The sequence below is a fragment of the Cytophaga hutchinsonii ATCC 33406 genome (assembly GCF_000014145.1).
Lineage (GTDB): Bacteria > Bacteroidota > Bacteroidia > Cytophagales > Cytophagaceae > Cytophaga > Cytophaga hutchinsonii.
Map to the genome: position 1 here is coordinate 1407261 of NC_008255.1, position 21079 is coordinate 1428339.

The 21079-nt window shown below is 40.8% G+C and carries 12 protein-coding genes; 2 read left to right on the forward strand and 10 right to left on the reverse strand.

All coding sequences use genetic code 11. The features are described 5' to 3' along the window. Window positions 1-80 precede the first annotated feature (80 nt). From CHU_RS05945 to CHU_RS05970, 6 genes are all read right to left on the reverse strand, one after another. Complete coding sequence (locus tag CHU_RS05945) at window positions 81-2381, reverse strand: BamA/TamA family outer membrane protein (RefSeq protein ID WP_011584611.1); 2301 nt, start codon at window positions 2379-2381, stop codon at window positions 81-83. Next, window positions 2381-7354 (reverse strand): translocation/assembly module TamB domain-containing protein, encoded by a 4974-nt coding sequence (locus CHU_RS05950; protein WP_041932225.1) that lies wholly within the window; start codon window positions 7352-7354, stop codon window positions 2381-2383. Before CHU_RS05950 ends, CHU_RS05945 begins: the two co-directional genes overlap by 1 nt. 139 nt (window positions 7355-7493) lie before the next feature. Next, window positions 7494-8294 (reverse strand): Cof-type HAD-IIB family hydrolase, encoded by an 801-nt coding sequence (locus tag CHU_RS05955; RefSeq protein WP_011584613.1) that lies wholly within the window; start codon window positions 8292-8294, stop codon window positions 7494-7496. A gap of 53 nt (window positions 8295-8347) precedes the next feature. Beyond that, window positions 8348-9139 (reverse strand): class I SAM-dependent methyltransferase, encoded by a 792-nt coding sequence (locus CHU_RS05960; RefSeq protein WP_011584614.1) that lies wholly within the window; start codon window positions 9137-9139, stop codon window positions 8348-8350. Beyond that, on the reverse strand, window positions 9126-10118 hold the full coding sequence (locus CHU_RS05965; RefSeq protein WP_011584615.1) for a polysaccharide deacetylase family protein: 993 nt from the start codon (window positions 10116-10118) through the stop codon (window positions 9126-9128). Before CHU_RS05965 ends, CHU_RS05960 begins: the two co-directional genes overlap by 14 nt. A 117-nt stretch (window positions 10119-10235) precedes the next feature. Beyond that, complete coding sequence (locus tag CHU_RS05970; RefSeq protein WP_011584616.1) at window positions 10236-11468, reverse strand: NADP-dependent isocitrate dehydrogenase; 1233 nt, start codon at window positions 11466-11468, stop codon at window positions 10236-10238. A gap of 269 nt (window positions 11469-11737) precedes the next feature. On the opposite strand from CHU_RS05970, the gene CHU_RS05975 reads away from it, so the two are divergent. Continuing rightward, window positions 11738-12838: an AI-2E family transporter gene (locus CHU_RS05975; RefSeq protein ID WP_011584617.1), complete on the forward strand. Its 1101-nt coding sequence runs from the start codon at window positions 11738-11740 to the stop codon at window positions 12836-12838. 307 nt (window positions 12839-13145) lie between these two features. Here CHU_RS05975 and CHU_RS05980 read toward each other — a convergent pair whose 3' ends face one another. From CHU_RS05980 to CHU_RS06000, 4 genes are all read right to left on the reverse strand, one after another. Beyond that, complete coding sequence (locus tag CHU_RS05980) at window positions 13146-16085, reverse strand: M16 family metallopeptidase (RefSeq protein ID WP_011584618.1); 2940 nt, start codon at window positions 16083-16085, stop codon at window positions 13146-13148. A 144-nt stretch (window positions 16086-16229) separates the two neighbouring features. After that, a complete protein-coding gene (locus CHU_RS05985; protein WP_011584619.1) occupies window positions 16230-16670 on the reverse strand; it encodes a hypothetical protein in 441 nt (146 codons plus the stop codon). A 196-nt stretch (window positions 16671-16866) separates the two neighbouring features. Further along, window positions 16867-17169, reverse strand: coding sequence for a hypothetical protein (locus CHU_RS05990; protein ID WP_011584620.1), 303 nt, complete (start codon window positions 17167-17169; stop codon window positions 16867-16869). A 284-nt stretch (window positions 17170-17453) separates the two neighbouring features. Continuing rightward, complete coding sequence (locus CHU_RS06000; protein ID WP_011584621.1) at window positions 17454-18599, reverse strand: DNA polymerase III subunit gamma/tau; 1146 nt, start codon at window positions 18597-18599, stop codon at window positions 17454-17456. 955 nt (window positions 18600-19554) lie between these two features. On the opposite strand from CHU_RS06000, the gene CHU_RS06010 reads away from it, so the two are divergent. Further along, on the forward strand, window positions 19555-21075 hold the full coding sequence (locus tag CHU_RS06010) for a GAF domain-containing protein (RefSeq protein ID WP_011584623.1): 1521 nt from the start codon (window positions 19555-19557) through the stop codon (window positions 21073-21075). Window positions 21076-21079: the final 4 nt, after the last annotated feature.

Genomic DNA, 21079 nt, shown 5'->3' on the forward strand with positions numbered 1-21079 from the left:
AATATAATTGGTTACCCTCGCCCGGACATAATTGGTTACCCTCGCCCGGAAACGGGCAACCGCAAAGGTTTCCCCAAGGGTTAAAACGGATAACCAATAGCAATATTCAGAATGATGTTTTGCCTGCGCCATTCTCCGCTTCCTAATTTTGCATCATCCAATACCCAGCGTTCGCCTTCTTCGAGCCAGGGTTTTCGGATAGGGGTGGCCAGATCAAGCCGTATGATGAAAAAGCTCAGATCTGCACGCAAACCAAAACCGCCGCCAACAGCCAGTTCTGTAAATGCTTTTTCCAGTTTGAATTGTGCACCGGGTATCAAGTCGTTATTTTTATACAGCCATACGTTACCGGCATCAACAAAAAGAGCACCTTTAATAATACTCACAATAGGGAACCGATATTCAGCACTCCATTCAACTTTTATATCACCGCCTTGCTGAATAAAGAAGGAACTTTGTAAACTGTCCGGCAGCCTGTATGTACCGGGGCCAACAGAGTTAACAGGGAATGCACGTAAGCTGTTCGCACCGCCTGAAAAGAAACCTTTAACAAAAGGAAGCGCAGTGGAATTTCCGTATGGAATACCCCAGCCGAGAATGAGCCTGCTGGCAAATACGGTCTGTCTTGTTACTTTATGATAGTTACGTACATCAATATCAAATTTTGCATACTGTGCGTAGGCTATACCATTTATGGTTTTTGATCCATCCGGTTTTTCAGGACTGCCGGCAAGTTTATTTATAGCACTAAGTGTATTTCCTGAAATATCAATGTTTCCATTAAAATAAATTTGATTTTTCTTTTTAGGAAAAACCTGCTGATTGTATGTATATGAATACATGATCCCTACAATCAGCTGGTCTTCATAACGGCGTCTCAATGCAGGATTTTGCAGCAGCAAGGTATTGAAATCCGTACTGATATTAGTAATGTTGAAAAAATTTATATTGATCGGTCTCAGATAATGTTCTATCGGCAGCGATTCTTTCCACTTGTATCCATAGGAGATCTGCAGCGAACGCATTTCAAAATAATTAACCCTTTTGAGGAATGTATAGCTTGTGCTGATAATTGTACTGGGAGTAAAAAGGCTCGACGCGGGAACTTTAAAAGGCAGTATAAACCTTGGAAACGTAAGCGAAAGCTGAGGCCCGAATTCATACGTATACAAACCTTTGAACTGACCATTCAATTGTGTTTCTACAGAACCATGAAAGCCCAGGCTTAATTTTTCGCCCCCCTTAAAATAATTCTTATCCGTATAATTCAGATTCATCCCCGGGCCAATGAAATTATTTGATTTGCTCACAAGATCAACCTCAATACTTACAGAACGCTTAGGTAACGGAGAGAGGTGAATGAATATGTCCAGATGGGTAGAGTCTTTTTCAACAATATCTATATCGACATATTTAAACAGGTTCATACCCATGAGCCTGCTTAACGTCAGCTGATAATTTTCTCTTGAATAATAATCGTTTGGTTTTAAATATACATACTGTGCGATGGATTTGGCTTTAAAGTCATGATTCAGATACAATACCACACTGTCTATCATAACGGTATCTGTTTTATGAATGAAATGTTTAGCTGTATACGTGCTGTCCAGCAGTACATATACACCCGACATGGTATAGCGCCGCAAACTTTTTTCGGTTGTCTGAGGCTTTAGCTTTAGCCGCATGGCTACACTTGACCGGGTTCCGGATGTGTCAGCTTCGAAAACAAGATATTCAGGATTGAAATGGAAGTAGCCGTTGTTTTTCAGAACCTCATCAATATGTTCCCGTTCTGTCCGTAAACGCTCCAGGCTATATCTTCTTCCTTTTTTTACACGGCTTTTATCTGCATTGTTATTGATCAGATTTACTATGGCAGTGTCTTTTATCCGGACCGCATACGTATCTATTCTATAAGACGGTCCTGTTTTTATCTGATAAACAATGCTTGTCTTTTTTTTATTTTTGCTGGTTACAATATCATAGCTTACTTGAGCATCAAAAAGCCCTCTGTTAAAGAGTGCTGCAGATAACGCTTTTTGTGTCAGAGATGTATTCACGGAAGAAAACAGGACAGGAGCCTGTCCAAACTTTCTGCTCAGATTATATTTTAAGCCTTTTTGTTTTTTAGGTTTTCCGAGCGCATTATAAATACTCAGTTTGATTCTCCATCCAAAAATGGATGTGTTGGGTTTGGGTTTTAATTGCGCTTCCAGATCTGTCTGAACAGATTTTATAAAACGTTTGGGTTCATTCGATTGTATGTCGAATGTTGCTCCTGTGTATAACGAGTCGCCATCAGGTACATACTTTGTTGATGTGCAACCGATGCAAGCTCCTATTAGTAAAAGAATATATATGTATCTACTGCTTAAAGTCATTAATGCGTACTGATTGGTGTTTTTTGTTGGGTTAATTCTTTTCTTTTCTTTTTAGAAATGAAGAGCTCTTTGAAATGTGTGAAATTCCGGATATACATAATACCTGCACCTGTTTCAACAATGGTTCCGTTTGATATACCATCGTATTCATTTTTACGGAAGGCTTTAACCTTGTATCGCCCGTTTTTTGTAAGCTTATATTCAACAGTTACATCACCGGTGATATTTTTTGCAGTGCTGCTGTTTGATGACGCATCCTGTCCTTCAATCGGTACATTTCCGCCGATCTGAACAGACAGCCGTTCATCAAATAATGTCTTTGTAACACCCACTTCCACCTGCGTGTTTCCTCTTTGCTGCCCGTTATTTACCTGGTTGTATGACTGCACATCAACATCAATCTGCAATCCTTCCACATACTTAGCGGAGAGTTTATTGAGTTCATTGCTCATCATCCGGCTCACGCTTCTGCGTGCAAAATCCGAAGCGCCGCTTCCGCCGCCGCCGGCTTCAGGCGTGATAAACCGGTTTAAAACCAATAAAGCGAAAACCTGTTTATTAACTTCGGACTCATTCGCATTTATATTTGTGATCTTTGAATACACTTCGCCGCCCAGCGCACCTTTTGCATTGTCCGGCATGTCAAGCTGAAAACTGATGGTTGGTTTTAATAATTCGCCCTGCATAGACATGACTACAATAAAAGGTAATGGTTTACGCATGGCTGAAGAATCTATCACCGCTGAATTAACAAGTAAGCCGTCCGGTGCTGTCTTCGTTGTATAAGTAGCTTTAATGTCAATAAGCGCATCGAGCGGGTCGCCGGTCCATATGATTTTACTGCCTCTTGAAATATTGAATTTACGTACAATGAGATTTTCTAAAGAAGCTTTGTAATTACCATCGTTAACTACATAGGTGCCGGTTAAGTTTGTCTGGCCACTGGCATCCATCTTGAAGTTCAGGTCTGCATCACCTCTTACGGATAGCGAATCTCCTGAGATCGGATCAACCAGTATCTTTAATGTACTGTTCCTGTCAATATGAATTTTTGCTGACAGATCAAGCCCGGTTATTTTTTCTGCAATAACTTCTTCATTTTGCCGTAACATGATCGGATCAAGGGAAGAGGAATCAGTTGTGAAAATCACAATACCATCACCGCGGTCAACACTGATCTTTGAATCTGGTATAGCAAAGGTGAAATGACTGCCTTTTTCGATATCAATAGTTGCATTGATGACAGGCAGGTTCTGATCTCCCCTGATAGAAATTTTACTGTCCAGAAATACTCTTCCATAATAGAGTTTGTTATTTACAGCGGTTGTATTCAGTATCATGAAATCATTTGTAGTAACGGTTAGGTTAAAAGTTGCATTGTCAAATTTTTCTATTCCTACCGTACCGTTAATGATTGCTTCATTGTTTAATGAATCAAGTATATTAAACGATTTGAATGTTACTTTTTCGGAAGAAACGGTTATCGTTTCTTTCTTCATGAATATCCGCTGGTTGATGTATGCTACTTTTGTGGATGCCTCTATAAATTGAATGTCGCCGTTAAACCTGGGTTCTTTTACTGGTCCGGTGATAGCGATATTTCCTCTTACAAGTCCGGTACTGCCCGATATCTGGCCGCCGCTAAAGGCTTCCAGCGAATGCAGCTGAATGGATTTTATATCGGCATTAAAATGCAGGGCGCTGTTTTCATCCGAACTTAAATAATATCCTCCAATGGTTGCCCGGTTCAGAGAGTCTGTCAATTCAATATTAGCCGTGTATCTGTCGGCTGTAAGGTTATCTGCTGTGATCTTTAAATTGCCGACACGCGAATCCTTATATGCAAGATTCTGAATGTCGAGCTTTGAAGTAAAGGCTGGATTCTGATGAATGTTTTTCAGATTGACCTCTCCATTCAGAATTCCCTGTACCAGCAATGTGTCCGTATCTTCAACAATCTGCGACAAGGTATGCAGATCAAAGGCACTGAATTGCAAATTCATGTCGTTGCCTTCAGCCGCTGATTGCAGTTTTATAAATTGTTTTTCATGAGATAAATTAAAATGGTCTGCAAAAATATAATTCGAAGCAATTTCTATATAATTATTTTCTGTTACGGCCCACTTATCTTCCTGCAGCATTAATCCATCTTTAACAATACTGAAACGATAGTGGTCTTTGGAAGCATGGGTTACAATGGAATTGAGTTTGATCTTATTCCGTTCTTCAACATCCTTAATGGTAACGTTGATTGAAGCAGTGTCGTTACGCAGCAAGCCGTCTGCGGTAGTTTGCTGAAGCGTAATACCTCCGGTTTTTAAATAACTCCAGCCCGTGTTATACGTTAATTTATCCGCATCAGAATCAATATCAAAAACGAATTCATTAACGGTGATGCCGGAGTAGGTGGCAAGCGGAATAGAAGCACTTACAGCCATTTTGGCTTCTTCGCTGTTGAAAGAACCTGAAATGCTAAGCGGTTTGTAATTTTGCAGTGAAGGCAAAAGTACTTCACGCAGAAGCGGAGAGTCGTTCAGTTTTATTTCAAATACAAAATTCTGCGGTTTAGTCTGCTTGAATTTTGTTTCAGTTAAAAGGAAATACCGGTTCAGGTGATTGGTAATGGCATCGCTTACAGAGAATACATCGATGTTTCCGTCAAAGCTGGCTGCTACCATTGAACTGTTTAATTTCATATTGCTTTTACCCGGTTCATTGATCGATACCAGAATCAGTGAATCTTCTTTATAACGTTTGCCGTTTTGAATAACAAGTATGTTGCGTGTTGAAACATGTCCGTTAATGTTCTGTGTAGGATCACCAATTAAATGTATATCTGTATTTGCCGACAGGTTTATGCTTTCCGTGGTAATACCCAAACCTTTAAAATCGGCACCTTTTAAATTTATCTGTGCATCATAAAATTCCTGCTGTTTATCCAGATTGGCCTTTGCTGTAAGAAGAAGATTCAGGTTCTGATCATCCACCGTGCCGGTTGCTTCTATAAGCTTTTTATCTATGCTGCCATCAAGCTGTATGTTGTGGTACACATAATCGTTCAAACCAAAAGATTCAATGTCGCTATGTATCGTTGCTTTTATGCTGCTGGTGTCAAAACCTCTCCCGGTCACATCTACTGCGCCGTTTAGTTTACCCAGGTTTGATTGGTTCATCAACTGGCCGAGATCAAAGCTGTGCGTTTGAAGAGCAAGCGTATATACGGGTATTTCTTTCTGCAGATTTTTTATATCTGCATCTATAAATACACTGCCGATAGAGCTGCTCATATCTATCGTAGAATGGAAGTCCGATAATGTTCCTGTATAATTACCTGTTGCAAATACTTCAGAAGGTATCTGAATACTTGCGGGCAATGTGCTGTCAGGCAGAAGCGCTGTTAAGTCTGCACCGCCTGTCTGAATGCGTTTAATGTTCAGGTCAATAAATAATTTATCCGGATCTGTAATGAAATTTAAACGGCCTTTTGTATCAATACTTGTGTTTAATGTTTTGAAGTAAAACTGCTGAATATCCAGACGGTTTAGATTGCCTTTTGCAATCAGGTTGAAAGCTGCTCTGCGGTCTTTGTTTTTATGAATAATTTCAACGGTGTCGAGTGAAGGTACAAGCAACAGCAGGTCACGTACGGCAACCTGATTATTCATCATGGAGCAGTCAACCGACAGGGAAGACATGATTTCGCTTAAGGAGTTAAATGTTACTTTTATGTCCTGGCCCAGATAAGAATGATTGGTAACAAGCGAAAGGTCTGTAAGGCTTGCGGATGTGGCATCCATATAGGCGACCGTTTTAAGGGATCGAACTCCGAAGCCGCTGTTGTCCTGTGCGGATAACGATTCTATGGTTGCTTTAACAAGCGGACCGTTGTATGAAATGTCTTTTGCTGATGTATTGATACCCGTAAGTGCTAAATGATTCCAGTCTATTCCTGCAGGAATTTCAGGTTCATTCAGAAAATCCATTTTGAAATCATTCTGTTTCAGATTTAATGAACTCACTTGAACATTCCATTCCGCACTTTCCGGATCATCTGAATGTTGTGCGCTTGTATCGGACGATTTTTTAAGCTGAATCAAAGCCCGGCTTTGTCCGATCGATAAACCATCGCTTGCAATAAGTTGTTTGGTAAGATCAATTGTACTCGGCTTTAACTCAAGTTCGCCAATGTTTACATCGATGCGCATCGCAGTAATGTCATCCGTGTATTTAAAAGAAGAGTGTTCAATCGTAAGTAAAGAAGCGTGTATGCCGTTCCATCCGCCGGAACTGGTATCGGTATCCGGTGCTGCCGGTTTGGTATTGCGCATGTTGCCATGCACTTCAGAAAGCTTTATATCACCCAGGTCAACATAGCTGGCAGTGATGTCCAGTTTATTTAGTTCGGCCTCGATTTCTCCCGCAGAGACATTCATCAGCATACCGCTTGTTTCATCCAGCATTTCAAAACGACCATGTGTTAAAGCAATTGAATTTGCTTTGATCGTCCAGGGCGTACCTTTAACCGTATCAACAACTACTTCTTTTGTGTCGTCTGACGTAAAGGCATCTGCTAAAAATTGAAAATTAAATGTAGTGTCTGGATTGGTTCGTTTTAAGCGCACATAGAAGTTATCAATTCCAAGTGTTTCAATGGAAACGGTATTGGAAAGAAGCGCAAGCATATTCAGGTTTACTTCTATTTCCCCGATCGAAACCAACGTGTCGTGTTTTGTATCTTCCAGAAAAATTCCTTGAAGCAGGATGGACTTTGGAAACTCAAGGTCAATGTATGCTAATTCAACACGGGTATGTGTTTTATTGCTGACGTAGCCGGTAGCTTTTTTAATGAGAAAATTTTGAACAGCAGGTACTTTTAAAACAGACCACAGAAGTATAAAAAGAACAGTAAATATTCCTAAGAGCCAAATAAGTATTTTGGAAGCTACCCGCACTGCTTTCCTTCCGCTGATCATATTGTGATTGTAAATTACCGGTGATTAATGGTTTATATATAATTTACCATTAATTACAGCAGAAAACAAATTTCAAATGGGTTGTTTATAAAATAGCGGGGAGCAGGGAAGATTAAACGGGTAACAACAATGGTTCGCCCTACAGGATAAAACGTTCAACAACCTCTGCGACACCGTGGTTGTTATTGGATGCTACGATCACATCCGCCTTATCCCGCAATTCGGGTGTTACATTGTCTACCCACACCCCCAGGCCTGCATATTCAACCATTGACAGGTCGTTGCCGGCATTTCCTACCGCAATGATCTCTTCCTGTTTAATGTTCAGTTTGGCTGCCAGTCTCTTTAAGCTTTCAGCCTTATCAATGCCGTGGTGTGTTACTTCTAAAAAATACGGTTTGGAAGTTGCTACGCTTTTGTCCGGCATTTCTGCTTTTAACCATGCTTCCACCTGTTTTAAATAAGCAGGCTCTTCCAGCAGGATACATTTGATCGCAGAGGTTGTTACCGCGTCTTTAAAGCTTGCTACTTTTTCAAACGGCATGCCGGTGATTTGTTTTTCGATATCAATATAAGGGGAAGAAGTTTCGCTGATAATCTGTCCGTTGATATACGTTATGATGTGTACCTTGTGGGATACACTAAAATCGTATAAGCGATGGATCTCTTCTTTGGTTAAGCTTTGTTCAAACAGAATACTATTGTCTTTCATGCGCATAATCACCGCGCCGTTATAAGAAAGAATATAAGAGTCGTAATGTGCCAGGTTAAGTTCAACGGCATAATGAACCATGGCAGGAGTGGGGCGGCCGGAAGCTAATACTACATACACGCCCAGTTCCTGTGCTTTGCGCAATGCCTCCTTATTTTTATCTGAAATGCGATGTTCGTCTGTTAACAGGGTGTCGTCCATATCCAGGACAAGCATTTTGTATTTCATAAGAAAATTATGAATTATGATCCGCCGCGGCGGAATGAATTATGAATTATGTTCTATTTCTCTGCAATGACAATCAGATGGCCGGTGAAGTTTTTGAAATGACTTTTTTCAAAACGCTGTTTCGGATTGAATTTTTCCAACAGCTTTGCGTATGTTTTTCCAATTGTCTTTCCGAACTTATAACCGGTACGCACTGTCGCGAACATACGTCCAATGCAGGAAATGTTTTTAAAGCCTATTTTTTTCAGTGTGCGTTCTTCTTTATTGGCAGAGGTAAAATAAGCACTGTGGTATTCTTTTCCTTTAAAGGAATGTGCCAGTTTTTTTAAATGGTAAAATATGTAATATCCTTCTGTTGCAAGCGTGTTTACATGGGTGATAAACATTTTACCGTTTGGTTTTAATGTCCGGTATATTTCTTCGTATGATTCCAGTACAATTTTAGTATCGAGGTAACGTAATACTTCAATGCTGATGATCAGGTCGAAGGTATTGTCTTCAAACGGAAGTGCATTGGAATAACCTTCAACAAAGGTGATTTCGGGAAAATTCTGACGTGCGTAATCCAGCATTTTTGTAGACGGGTCAAGACCTGTTACTTCATAGCAGAGTGTTTTGATGTATGTGGAGAAATGCCCTGTTCCGCAACCCAGGTCAAGGACTTTAGCCCCTTTGGGCAAGCTGGAAAGGATTCTGTCAATCTCTTCAAACATCTGGTAACGCCCGTAAATAAACTCATCCGTATATTTACCCTGTGTAAAGTTTACATACCTGCCCTGAAAAATACTGCTGTCGATATCGTGACGTTCAACAGCACGTTTGATAATTTCCTTATCGTTGCTCATAGTTATTTATTATCGAATAACATTTATTCATCGTGCGCGATTCAAACCCATATACTTTATACAGTGTATGCTGGTGTTCTAAAATAGCACGCAGAAAAGTTATGTTTTTCTGAATGTCTTTGCCAAAGTTATGCGGATGCCACCACAAATGAAAAATTTTCCCGTTCATTGCAGCATAGGTCATCGCATTGGTAATACGTTTTAAGCGCAGCCGTTCCAGGAAGCGTAGTTTTTTGCCCGGGTAAGGACGTAGAAACCTGCTCGCAGGAATGTTATACAAGCCACTGGGGTCTTTTATTTCATTCCAATCATAACAATGCACACCGCTGATGTTCCAGTAGGAATCAATCAGACGCAGTAGTCTCCGCCAGCTGCTTTCTTTTGTTCGGCTCAGCGGTTTGTATAGCCAGCTGTCTTCTGTACCTCTAAAGCCAATGAAGCCCGCTTCTTTACACACGTTCAGATATTCGCTGTTATATTGATTTCTTGGAAAGATGATTGTATTCATGGGGATACCCATGGCATGTGCGCGTTTTTTGGCCGCTTCCAGATCGGCTTTAAAACTCACTATGCCGGCACCTTCTTCCAGGGTATAATAATGGGTGAAGGTATGGGTGCAGATCTCGTGTACACCGGCATCATGTATTTGCTGAATCAGAGAAGGAGCGAAGTGTAGCTTATCTTCTTTTTCAGAAGAGCCAACCTGCGTTAAATAATCCGGATACCAGTTATAGGCATCATGCGTATAATGAGGCAGCTGCTCAGGGATGGCTGCGATCAGGGCTTCCTTGCTGTCAAAAGTCAGCAGGCCAACCGTTGCAAAAGTAGCTTTAATGTTAAACTCGCTGAACAGATTCAGTAAACGCGGCATAGCCTCCCAAACACCCAGGATATTTTCCTTGTAGTGTTCGAGTGATTTTGAATCCCGTACCCCCCAATACAATTCAAAATCCAGCGATATGACAAATGCTCCGTTCAAGCGTTTTGCAGGTTATGTAGCGATATACTTATATGTACGTAAGTTACAGCATAAGGTATAAAAAATAAAACCCCGCCGATGAAAGCGAGGTTTTATGTGTATAAGTTTTAGACAGCATTACTTCTTTAATGCAATTTTCAAATTGTCATCAATTGCAGCTAAAAATTCTTCTGTATATAAATAGTGTTCGCCATGTTTCACTTTGTTGCCATGGATACAAACAGCTAAATCTTTTGTCATTTTACCACTTTCAACGGTTGCAACGCAAACTTTTTCAAGTGTCTGGCAGAAGTTAACCAATTCCTGGTTACCATCTTTTTTACCGCGGAATTCCAAACCTCTTGTCCATGCGAAGATAGACGCGATCGGGTTTGTAGACGTTGGTTTACCTGCCTGGTGATCTCTGTAGTGACGCGTTACTGTACCGTGTGCCGCTTCTGCTTCCATTGTAGAACCGTCTGGCGTAACCAATACTGATGTCATTAAACCTAATGAACCGAAACCTTGAGCAACCGTATCTGATTGAACGTCTCCGTCATAGTTTTTACAAGCCCAGACAAAGTTACCGTTCCACTTTAATGCAGAAGCAACCATGTCATCAATCAAACGGTGTTCGTAAACAATACCCGCAGCTTCAAACTTGGATTTGTAATCTTTCTGGTAGATCTCTTCAAAAATATCTTTGAAGCGACCATCGTATTTCTTTAAAATGGTGTTTTTAGTAGATAAGTATAAGGGCCATTTTTTGCTTAAGGCCATGTTGAAACAAGAATACGCAAAACCTCTGATTGACTCTTCTGTATTGTACATGCCCATTGCAACACCCGGACCTTTGAACTGATACACTTCGTGCTCAATTACTTTTCCGTCTTCACCTTCAAATTTGATGGTTAATTTACCTTTGCCCGGTACAACGAAATCCGTTGCTTTGTACTGATCACCAAATGCGTGACGGCCAACAACAATAGGAGCAGTCCAGTTAGGAACTAAGCGTGGTACGTTTGTACAAACGATCGGCTCACGGAAAACAGTACCATCTAAGATGTTACGGATGGTACCGTTTGGAGACTTCCACATTTGTTTAAGTTTAAATTCTTCAACACGTTGTTCATCCGGTGTAATAGTAGCACACTTGATACCAACGCTGTATTTTTTAATTGCTTCTGCAGAATCAATTGTAACCTGATCGTTTGTAGCATCGCGGTTTTCCATACCCAAGTCATAATACTTGATATCTAAATCCAGGTAAGGAAGGATCAATTTATCTTTAATAAATTTCCAGATAATTCGTGTCATTTCATCGCCATCCAGTTCAACAACCGGGTTAGCTACTTTAATTTTTCCGCTCATTTTTATGTAAGAATATATTGTAGTGAATTAAATAAACTAGGTATAATCCTTCAATATTACGTATTAACGCGTAAAAATTCAATGCTTATTCCGTCTTTCCTGTTATTTGTTGATAATGAATGGTATAAAATGAAGTTTTTAATTGTTTTAAGATAGTTTGTTGTGTTTTATACTACAAATACTGTTTTTTATGTAAAAATCTATGAAAGTTATTTATGAACTTGCATGGTAAGTTTAATTTTTACTAAACACGCTTAATATATTTTACTATGAACAACCAAGGTGCGCAGGGTGCGCCGAATGTCAAAAATTCACTGGAGACTGCTATTCGATTAGTTTTATTCTTTGGCTTAATGTTTTTTTGTTACATCATCATGATGCCGTTTGTATCCATCTTATTAGGCGGAATTATTCTGGCCGTTGCGGCGTCACCTATATTGACACTGCTGCGAAACAGATTTAACCTGTCTGATAAATGGGGGGCTGTTTTAATTACATGTGTTGCCTTGATCGTTTTTATTGTACCATCTTATTTATTGATCCATTCATTGATCCGGGAATTTACCCACTTTATTTCTCCGGAAAACAGGGCAGCAGTTACGGGTATGATTGAAAATCTGAGAGGCTTGCCGCTTATCCAGGATACCTTATATGAATTTCTTAAAAACTTAACGAATAATTCTTCTGTGGTATTTAAAGAACATGCCACACAAATTGAAGCCGTAGGCATTGGTGTGCTTGGTTTTATCGGTGGTTTAGGGCTTGGCCTGGTGCATTTCCTGGCATCGGTTATTATTGCTGGCTTGTTTCTAGCTCATGCAAAACAGTCAGCAGGGCTGGCAGAAAAAATATTTATCCGTATTGCCGGTAAAAACGGCGAAGAGTTTTCTCATATTACGGAGCGTACGATACAGAATGTTACTAAAGGCATTATCGGCGTTGCTTTCCTGGAATCTGTACTGGCGGCGTTTGGTTTTTTTGTGGCCGGTGTTCCGCTGGCTGGTGTGTGGACAGTTGTGTGCTTATTGCTTTCTATTGTGCAGTTAGGCATTGTTCCGCTGGCTGTGCCGATTGTTATTTATATGTTCTACACAGGCAGCCCTGTTACAGCATCATTGCTGGCCGCGTGGATGGTGCTGATTTATATATTTGAGCATTTAATGAAGCCGATTTTACTAAGTAAAGGTGCGCCTGTACCTATGCCGATTATTTTTATTGGCGTTGTAGGAGGGTTCATAGCAGGCGGTTTTATCGGAATGTTCTTAGGAGCGGTATTATTTTCTATTGCGTATAAATTGTTTTTGGTATGGCTGGAGAACGATGTTCAGAAAGTGGCGCATAATGAGGATGTGGCGTATAAGGAGGAATAAGGCTTAAGGCTTAAAGCTTAACGCCTAAAGCCTAAAGCCTAAAGCGAAAAGCCTAATGCAGAAGGCTTAAGGCCTAAAGCCTAAAGCCTAAAGCTAAAAGGCCTAATGCAGAACGCGTAGAGTTTAAAGCAAAAGCGATTGTCAAATTACTGACGATCGCTTTTTTATTAACCTACTTATAGTTTTAAATTAAATAGCTTTACGCTTTACGCCTTTCGCCTTTCGCCTTAAGCCTTTCGCCTTCCGCCTTTCGCCTTCCGCCTTAAGCCTTCCGCCTTCTGCTTTACGCATTAAGCTTTCCGCCTCTCTAATATCCAAAGATCTCTTCCAGTGTCAGCTCTTTTACTTCTCCGTATTCAGATAAGCTGTTAAAATCAATTTTATCTTTTGAACCGATGATCAGAATGATGCGCGGCTGCTTGTTTATGTATGTCTGCTGGAACGTATGGATATCATTGAACGTCATGACAGATATGGAATCGAAAATTGCTTTGCGGATATCTGTTGTATAACCCATGCGTTTGTTGCGCTCATAATCATTCAATACACCCAGTTTGGTTACACGCTGCGTTGCAATGGTTTCTAAAATAGAGATTTTAGAGTTCTCAAACAGGAGATCAGATTTCGGCATGTTATCAATCAGTTCAACCATGCCACTCAACGCTTCCTGAATCTTGTCTGCCTGCGTACCGATGTATGACGTAGAATAGAAGGGATCGGAAGGATAATACGGCAGGTCAAACGTAGATTTAACGGAATAAGCCAGCGCTCTTGATTCACGCATTTCCTGAAATACCAGACTGCCCATGCTGCCGCCAAAATATTCGTTGTATAGCTGAATGGCCGGAATCAGTTCTTTATTAAAATCAACGGAGCGGGAAAGTAATAATACTTCAGCCTGCACCATATCGTAGTTTACCCAGTACACTTTGTTTGCTGCCGGTTTACTGAACGAATAAGCTGTCTGAATGCGCATCAGCGATTCACCTTTTGATTTATGCAGCTTTGTAATGGATTTAGATAGTGCAGCAAAAGATGCCGGGCCATAATAAACAATTTCATGTTTTGAATTGTACAGTTGTTTAAATGCCGCGATCAATTCTTCGGATGTAATTACTTTTAAGCGATCTTCCGGAATGATATTGGTAAATGGATTGATACCATCGTACTTAACATAGCCTGCCATTGCCGAACGCAGAATAACATCTTTATTGGTTTTGTTGTCTGCCCGGCTTTTTAAGATGTTTGATTTGATTTGTGCCAGCGCTTCATTGTTGCCTTTCATGCGCTGAACAAACGATTCAAGTAAGGTTAATGCTTTTACATAATTATCCTGTATGCCGGAAAGTGTAAGAATTAATTCACTGCCTGCTATGCGGAAGGAGTAATTACAGCCAAGTTTATAGAACTCTTCCTGCAGCTGCTCTGCCGTATATTTATCCGTGCCCAGGTAATTCAGGTAGGAGAGCATTAAGCTGTTCTGCGGGTCCGGCATTTTGCCTAAATCCCATTTGTATTGCTGCGTAAATAATGCGTTTTCTTTATTCTGTTTATACAAAGCAGGGAATACACCGATGATTGAAGCCGTGAGTTCTTTTGCATAATCCAGGTATACGGGTTTGATCACCGGAGACGGCGTTTTGAAAACTTCTTTGTAGAAGTCAGACTGGCTGTCTCTGTTTACCGGCACGGAAGAAATGATCGGCTTTGGTACCTTCTGTATCGTAGAGTCAACGCCTTTGCGTTTGAATACCGTTACATAATTATTCTGAAAGTATGCGGTTGCAAAATCCTGTACCTGCTGTTTGGTGATGCTTTGCAGGATATTGATTTCATTGATGTAATCTTTCCAGCTGATGCCCCATACAAACGCATCTACAAACGCATCGGCACGTGCTTTGTTACTTTCAAACTGCGTCATGGTACTTGTTTTGTAATCGTTTACAACAGCCGGGATGAGCCAGTCTTTAAAATTGCCTGTCTTTAAATTCGTGATCTGCTGTAACAGTAATGCTTCTACGGCTTCCAGTGTCTGGCCTTCCAGCGGTTTTCCGCCAAGCATTAAGATGCTGTAATCTTTCAGCGGCAGATCGTAGGAGTAGGCCCCCATTGCTTTCTGCGCCTGATTGATATTCAGATCGATTAAGCCAGCCTGACCATTTGTTAGCAGCATCTGGATCATTTTTAATTTGCTTCTGAATGCCGGGTCTTTTGGTATGGCAACATCCAGGCGGTAAGCAAGCGATACGCTTTCTGCTGTTGGCCCGACAACAGTTGCCTGCAACGGTATTTTAATGGCCTCTTCAACCGGCGCCGCTAACACGGGTACATCTTTTTTGAGTAATTTTGAAAACTGTTTTTCCAGCAGGGTAATCGTGGAATCGTAATTCAGGTCGCCGCTCATGCAGATCGCCATGTTATTGGCTACATAATACGTATTGAAGTATTTTTTAATTTCTGTGATTGACGGGTTTTTTAAATGTTCTACCGTACCGATGGTTGTCTGTGTGCCGTATGCATCTTTTTTAAACAGCGAAGCCATGGTAGTTTCAAAGACTTTTCTGCCATCATTATCCAGGCCTTTGTTCTTTTCTTCGTAAACTGCTTCCAGCTCTGTGTGGAACAAGCGCGGAACAACCATGCTGAACCGTTCTGCTTCGATCTCTGCCCATTTCTGGATCTGGTTGGATGGAATGTCGTTTACATATACGGTCTGTTCTACAAAGGTATAGGCATTGGTGCCCTGCGCGCCGATCTGGCTCAGCATCTTGTCGTATTCATTTGCGATCGCATACCCTGCTGCTACAACAGAGATGCTGTCGATCTGATGGTAGATGGCCGTACGTTTTTTAGCATCTGCCGTATTTCGGTACACTTCATACAATGCCTCTATTTTATCCAGTTCAATTTGTTCTTTCGGCCAGTCTGATGTACCGATCTTTGATGTACCTTTAAACAAGATGTGTTCCAGGTAATGCGCGAGCCCGGTTGCCGTTGCGGGATCGTTCTTGCTGCCGGTGCGTACGGCTACGTATGTCTGGATGCGGGGAGCATCTTTGTAATCGGACAGATATACTTTCAATCCGTTTGAAAGGGTGTAGATACGGGCCTTAAGCGGATCATTGGTTACGTATTCATAGTTGCGCCCTTTGGAGTCGGTCGCTGTTTTTGTTTCAAAAGCTGTTTGAGAAAGAGCCGCTGAAAAGCAACCGATGCTTAATCCGATACTGAGAATAAAATGTTTCATACGTTGAATACTATATGTTTTATACGTGTGTATGTTGTGGTGACCTGTGTTTTCTTTTGCTCATTAGTTGAACGTTAATCTGACAGGAACACAAACAACAGCGAAAATGCGTATTGTTTTTAGAAAGCGGACATGAATGGGTTGTTACAGTTTAAACCAGGAAAACAATATCCATACATAGTTGTCCTCATTATAATAAAATTCACTTTGGTAAGAATAGTTTGTATTTACTGTAACAGAGAATGTGTGTTCTTCAAGAGCTACAATGGATAATCCTGATTTGATCGCAGTGGAATTTGATGTTCGATCTGCTGCATCCAGAACAATACCCGGAGCAAGTTTCTTTTTGAGCAAAGGAAAATTTTCTTTGGAAGAAAGCTGCAGCGGGTATGGTTTAATGCTCTTGTCTCCTGAAACAGAAATTAAGGGTCTTAAAAGAATGGTGTCAGAAGGGTAGTTGTTGTTGATGATTAAATCGCGGATGACACGTTTGGAAAGCGCAGATTCAGCACTGGTGTGATAGGTTATAAATTGTGCCGCTACGATTACAAGTGCTACGGCGAGTATGGTGAATTTTCTTTTCATTAAAATGAGAGACGTAAATATTCGTATTTAGTAATTGATTGGAATGAAAAGACAGTACATTCAAATCTGTCAGGTTCAATACAGGCTAACATTACGTAACGTTATTAATAGTTGATGCGTGTTATTTTTTATTTTAAACTTGCAGATCTGGCAGGCATATCAAAAACTGCCAAAACGTATTTGTAAAACGCTGAAATCAATAGTTTATTTCAAGTCCCAGTTTTTTTCTGAGTTCTGCCACAACCGGGTAGTGTTCCATCAGGAACTTAAGCTTGTCATCATCGGTGAAGAATTTCTTTTCCTTCGGTGCTACATACCCGATCTTTGCGTGTATGCGGATCGCTGTATTTTTTAACGACTGACGTAAATGTGCCAGGAATTCTACTTTAATCTCTTCCAGCTGATCCATCTGCACTTCATTGCCAACGGTTATCTGTATGCTGAAGTCGGGCTGCAGGTCAATAGCGGTGCTCGTTAATACGATATGATGATGGATCATGCCTTTTCCTTTCAGCTTTTCTGCATAGGCATTCCATACCTGAGTAAGCTGTGCGAGGGTAAACGTTTGCTGTACACCGGCGGTTTCTTCGGAAGCAGGTGTAAGCGCAATGGTTGCCGCCGCTGTTTCTGCTGCGGGCCTGGCAGCGCTCTCTTTTAGATCCTGTAGTTTGGGAATGCGGAAGCCGCTTGTGGAAGGAGACGTACCTGCCTTATCACCTAATACGAAAGGTTTGCCTGCAGGCTGTTCTGAAACGCCGCCGTTTGCAGCAGCAGCGTCCTGTTTTAATTTACTTTTTTTTTTAGGTCTTCCAGCAGGTCAGGAGCGGAAATTGCCTGATTGATGAAGGCCATTTTCATCAGCGCCAGTTCAACGTGCAGACGTTGGTTTTTGCTTCCTTTGTAATGCAGGTCACACTGGTTGCCGATGTTCAGGCCGGACATTAAAAAGCTGATACTTACAGCAGATGACTGTTGCTCATAACGTTTCTTAACTTCTTCCGAAACTTCCAGCAAGGCAATCGTTGCTTTGTCTTTGCATACCATCAGGTTGCGTAAATGTTCGCTCAGGCCAATGATAAAATTGTGTCCATCAAAACCCTGGCGCAGGATCTCGTCAAAAGTAAGTAAGCTGTTGGCAACATCCTGTGTATTCAGCATGTCGGTAAGCTTGAAGTAATAATCGTAATCTAAAATATGCAGGTTATCAATCGCACATTTATAGGTAATGGTATTGTCCGAAGAGAATGTTACGATGAGATCAAACATGGAAAGTGCGTCACGCAATGCGCCGTCCGCTTTCTGAGCGATCAGGTGTAAGGCTTCCTTTTCAGCTTTGATATTTTCTTTTACAGCAATGCCAGCCAGGTGTTCGGCAATATCTTTTATCTGAATACGGTTGAAATCGAAGATCTGGCAACGCGATAAAATTGTTGGAATGATCTTATGTTTTTCCGTAGTAGCTAAGATGAAAATGGCATACGCAGGAGGCTCCTCAAGCGTCTTCAGGAATGCGTTGAACGCAGCCGTAGAGAGCATATGGACCTCATCTATGATATAGATTTTATATTTTCCGTATTGCGGCGGATAGCGCACCTGTTCAACAAGGTTCCGGATATCATCTACCGAGTTGTTGGATGCAGCATCTAATTCCTGAATATTGAACGAGGCATTGTTGTTAAAACTCTTGCACGATTCGCATTCGTCGCAGGCTTCAATATCTGCTGTAATGTTTGTACAGTTGATGGTTTTGGCCAGAATACGCGCATTAGTGGTTTTACCAACCCCTCTGGGACCGCAGAATAAAAATGCCTGAGCAAGGTGATTGTTTTTAATAGCATTCTTCAGAGTCGTAGTAATATGACTTTGCCCTACAACGCTGTCAAACGTTGCCGGTCTGTATTTACGTGCTGAAACAATGAAATTATCCATACAGCAATTTACTAAAAGTATAGAATATGAGTGGAAAAGTTTTACACACGAGCGGTTATAACTCTTTGGGTTTTTGATATAATGTATTCATTTTCAGTATGTATTATATGTTAATTTCTGCTGTATGCGTAAAAAAAGATTCAGAACCAGGGAAGAGGAAACAGATATCCCTGACAGGGAATTTTATTTTCAGCTTTCTTTAATCTGTTTATATGAGTTACCGATGAGCAAGAGGTGAGAGAAAGGTGGGATAAAGGTGGGATAACCATGGCTCAACTGCTTATGAAGCTTAGGTAAAGCTGCCGTTTTTTATGTTTCAACAGGCAGAGTTACTAAACATGCTGTTGGTAAATGTCTTATGCCAAGGCGATCCGGAATGCGTATGCAACCTCTATAAGTCTCCTGTGTATGCCACCGTATTTTAAACAGATCCTGTATTTATATTTAAACTATATATCATTTTTTTTAAAAATAGTATTATCTAAAGAATTTATCTCTCAGGTAAATATCGTTATATTTTTAAGCATGTAACGTTATTTAATGAAAGTGCTTTTACGCGATCAATAAATACTAATTCTCAGAGATTCCTGACAGTATGTATTCATGTTTTTATACCGGAATTTTCCCTGACGTTAAGCACGTATTCATTATTATTATTTTAAGTCAATAATTTTTTTATTTCCATACCGTTTTATTATGCTGTTTGGTTTTCATATACCATACTTACAGGCATGCATGGCCTGTGTATTCAGGCATGCAGCATTTTTATACGTATCCGTTGAAGAAAAATAAAGTCTGAAGCTGTATAATTTTTTTAAATAATAATGCACATCCTGAAGCGGTTAAAAATGTAAAATAATGTATCTTTATTATGCCTGTAGTTAATATGATTTACGTGATGCCGTTTGCCGGAAAGCGTTGCCTGAATAACTACTTTATTTATACCGACTAATACATGTCCAAACAAAATTACGATTCGAAATTCTGCGGAAGTCTGCCAATAAGTTTTGTTAACCAGATTCAGGATTATGGTTTTTTACTTGTGTGTGATCCTGCACTTATTGTTTTGCAGGTAAGTGATAATGCAGAAGCTTTCACCCGTATTTCCTACCAATCATTTATAGATAAAAATCTGAAGGAACTTCTTACTGCAGATTCGTTTCAGCTGCTTCAGGAAAAGCTTTCATCCAAGGCCCAGAAGCGTTTTACCTGTACGCTTGAATTTTACGGAGGTGTGCGGACATCTTTCCTGACCTTGATTCATGTAAAAGAAGAATATATTCTCTTCGAGTTTGAGCCATCGGATGATACCGATATAAAAGGCTTCCGGGAAGTTTACCAGCAGATCCATGAAGCATCTGCTGCCATTCAGCAGAGCCAGGAACTGGGCGAATCGCTTTCCATTGCTGTAAAAGAGCTGAAAACATTTTCGGGTTTTGATAAGGTCATGATTTATAAGTTTGATGAAGACTGGAACGGGCATGTACTGGCAGAGGCAATGGAGCCCGGTATGGAATCTTACCTGGGGATCACATTCCCAGCTTCAGATATTCCTAAGCAGGCGCGCGAACTTTACCTGAAAAATCCATACCGGCTTATCCCGGACAGGGAGTATAAGCCTTCGAAGCTGTATCCGGTAATTAATCCGGCCAGCAGCGGTTTTGTAGATCTGGGTGTGTGTAATCTGCGCGGGGTGATCAAAGTGCATCTGGAATATCTGACAAACATGAACGTGAAATCTTCTATGTCGACACGTATTCTGAAAGACAATACACTCTGGGGACTGATCGCGTGCCACCACCGTGAAAAGAAATTTCTGAATTTTGATCAGTGTTCGGTATTTGAAATGTTTTCAAATGTTGTTTCTACGCGTCTTTCCGCACTTGAGACCGAACAGAACCTGACAAAGACAACGGAAAACCAGGCCCTGATGAATTCGATCATTGAAGAGCTCTATTCACAGACGATGCTGATCAATGCCATTGATAATTGTGCAGCTTTAATCATGCAGCTGCTGGATTGCACCGGATTGGTGCATATACGTGAATCTAAGGTGAAATCATTCGGTGCCTGTCCGTCTGCATCCTCTATTCATGAACTGGTAATCTGGCTGCAGATGAAAAATTTTACAACGTTATACGCTACCGCCGCATTAACCGAAGCGTATGAAGATGCAGCAGCCATAGCTTCCGTAGCCAGCGGCTTGCTGGCGTTTCCGGTCATTCCCGATAAAGGTGAATATATATTGTGTTTCCGTGCAGAGATCCTGCAGCGTATCGATTGGGGCGGGAATCCGAACGAAGCGATCCGGTTCAACGAAGATATGAAAACCTATCATCCGCGGCATTCCTTTGAGATATGGAAGGAAGAGATCAAAAGCACAAGTCAGCCTTTTCAGGAATATGAAATGAATTTTGCAAAAGAGCTGCAGCGTATCTTTATTGAAACGCGGTTGAAAGAACAAAACAGACGATAGTATA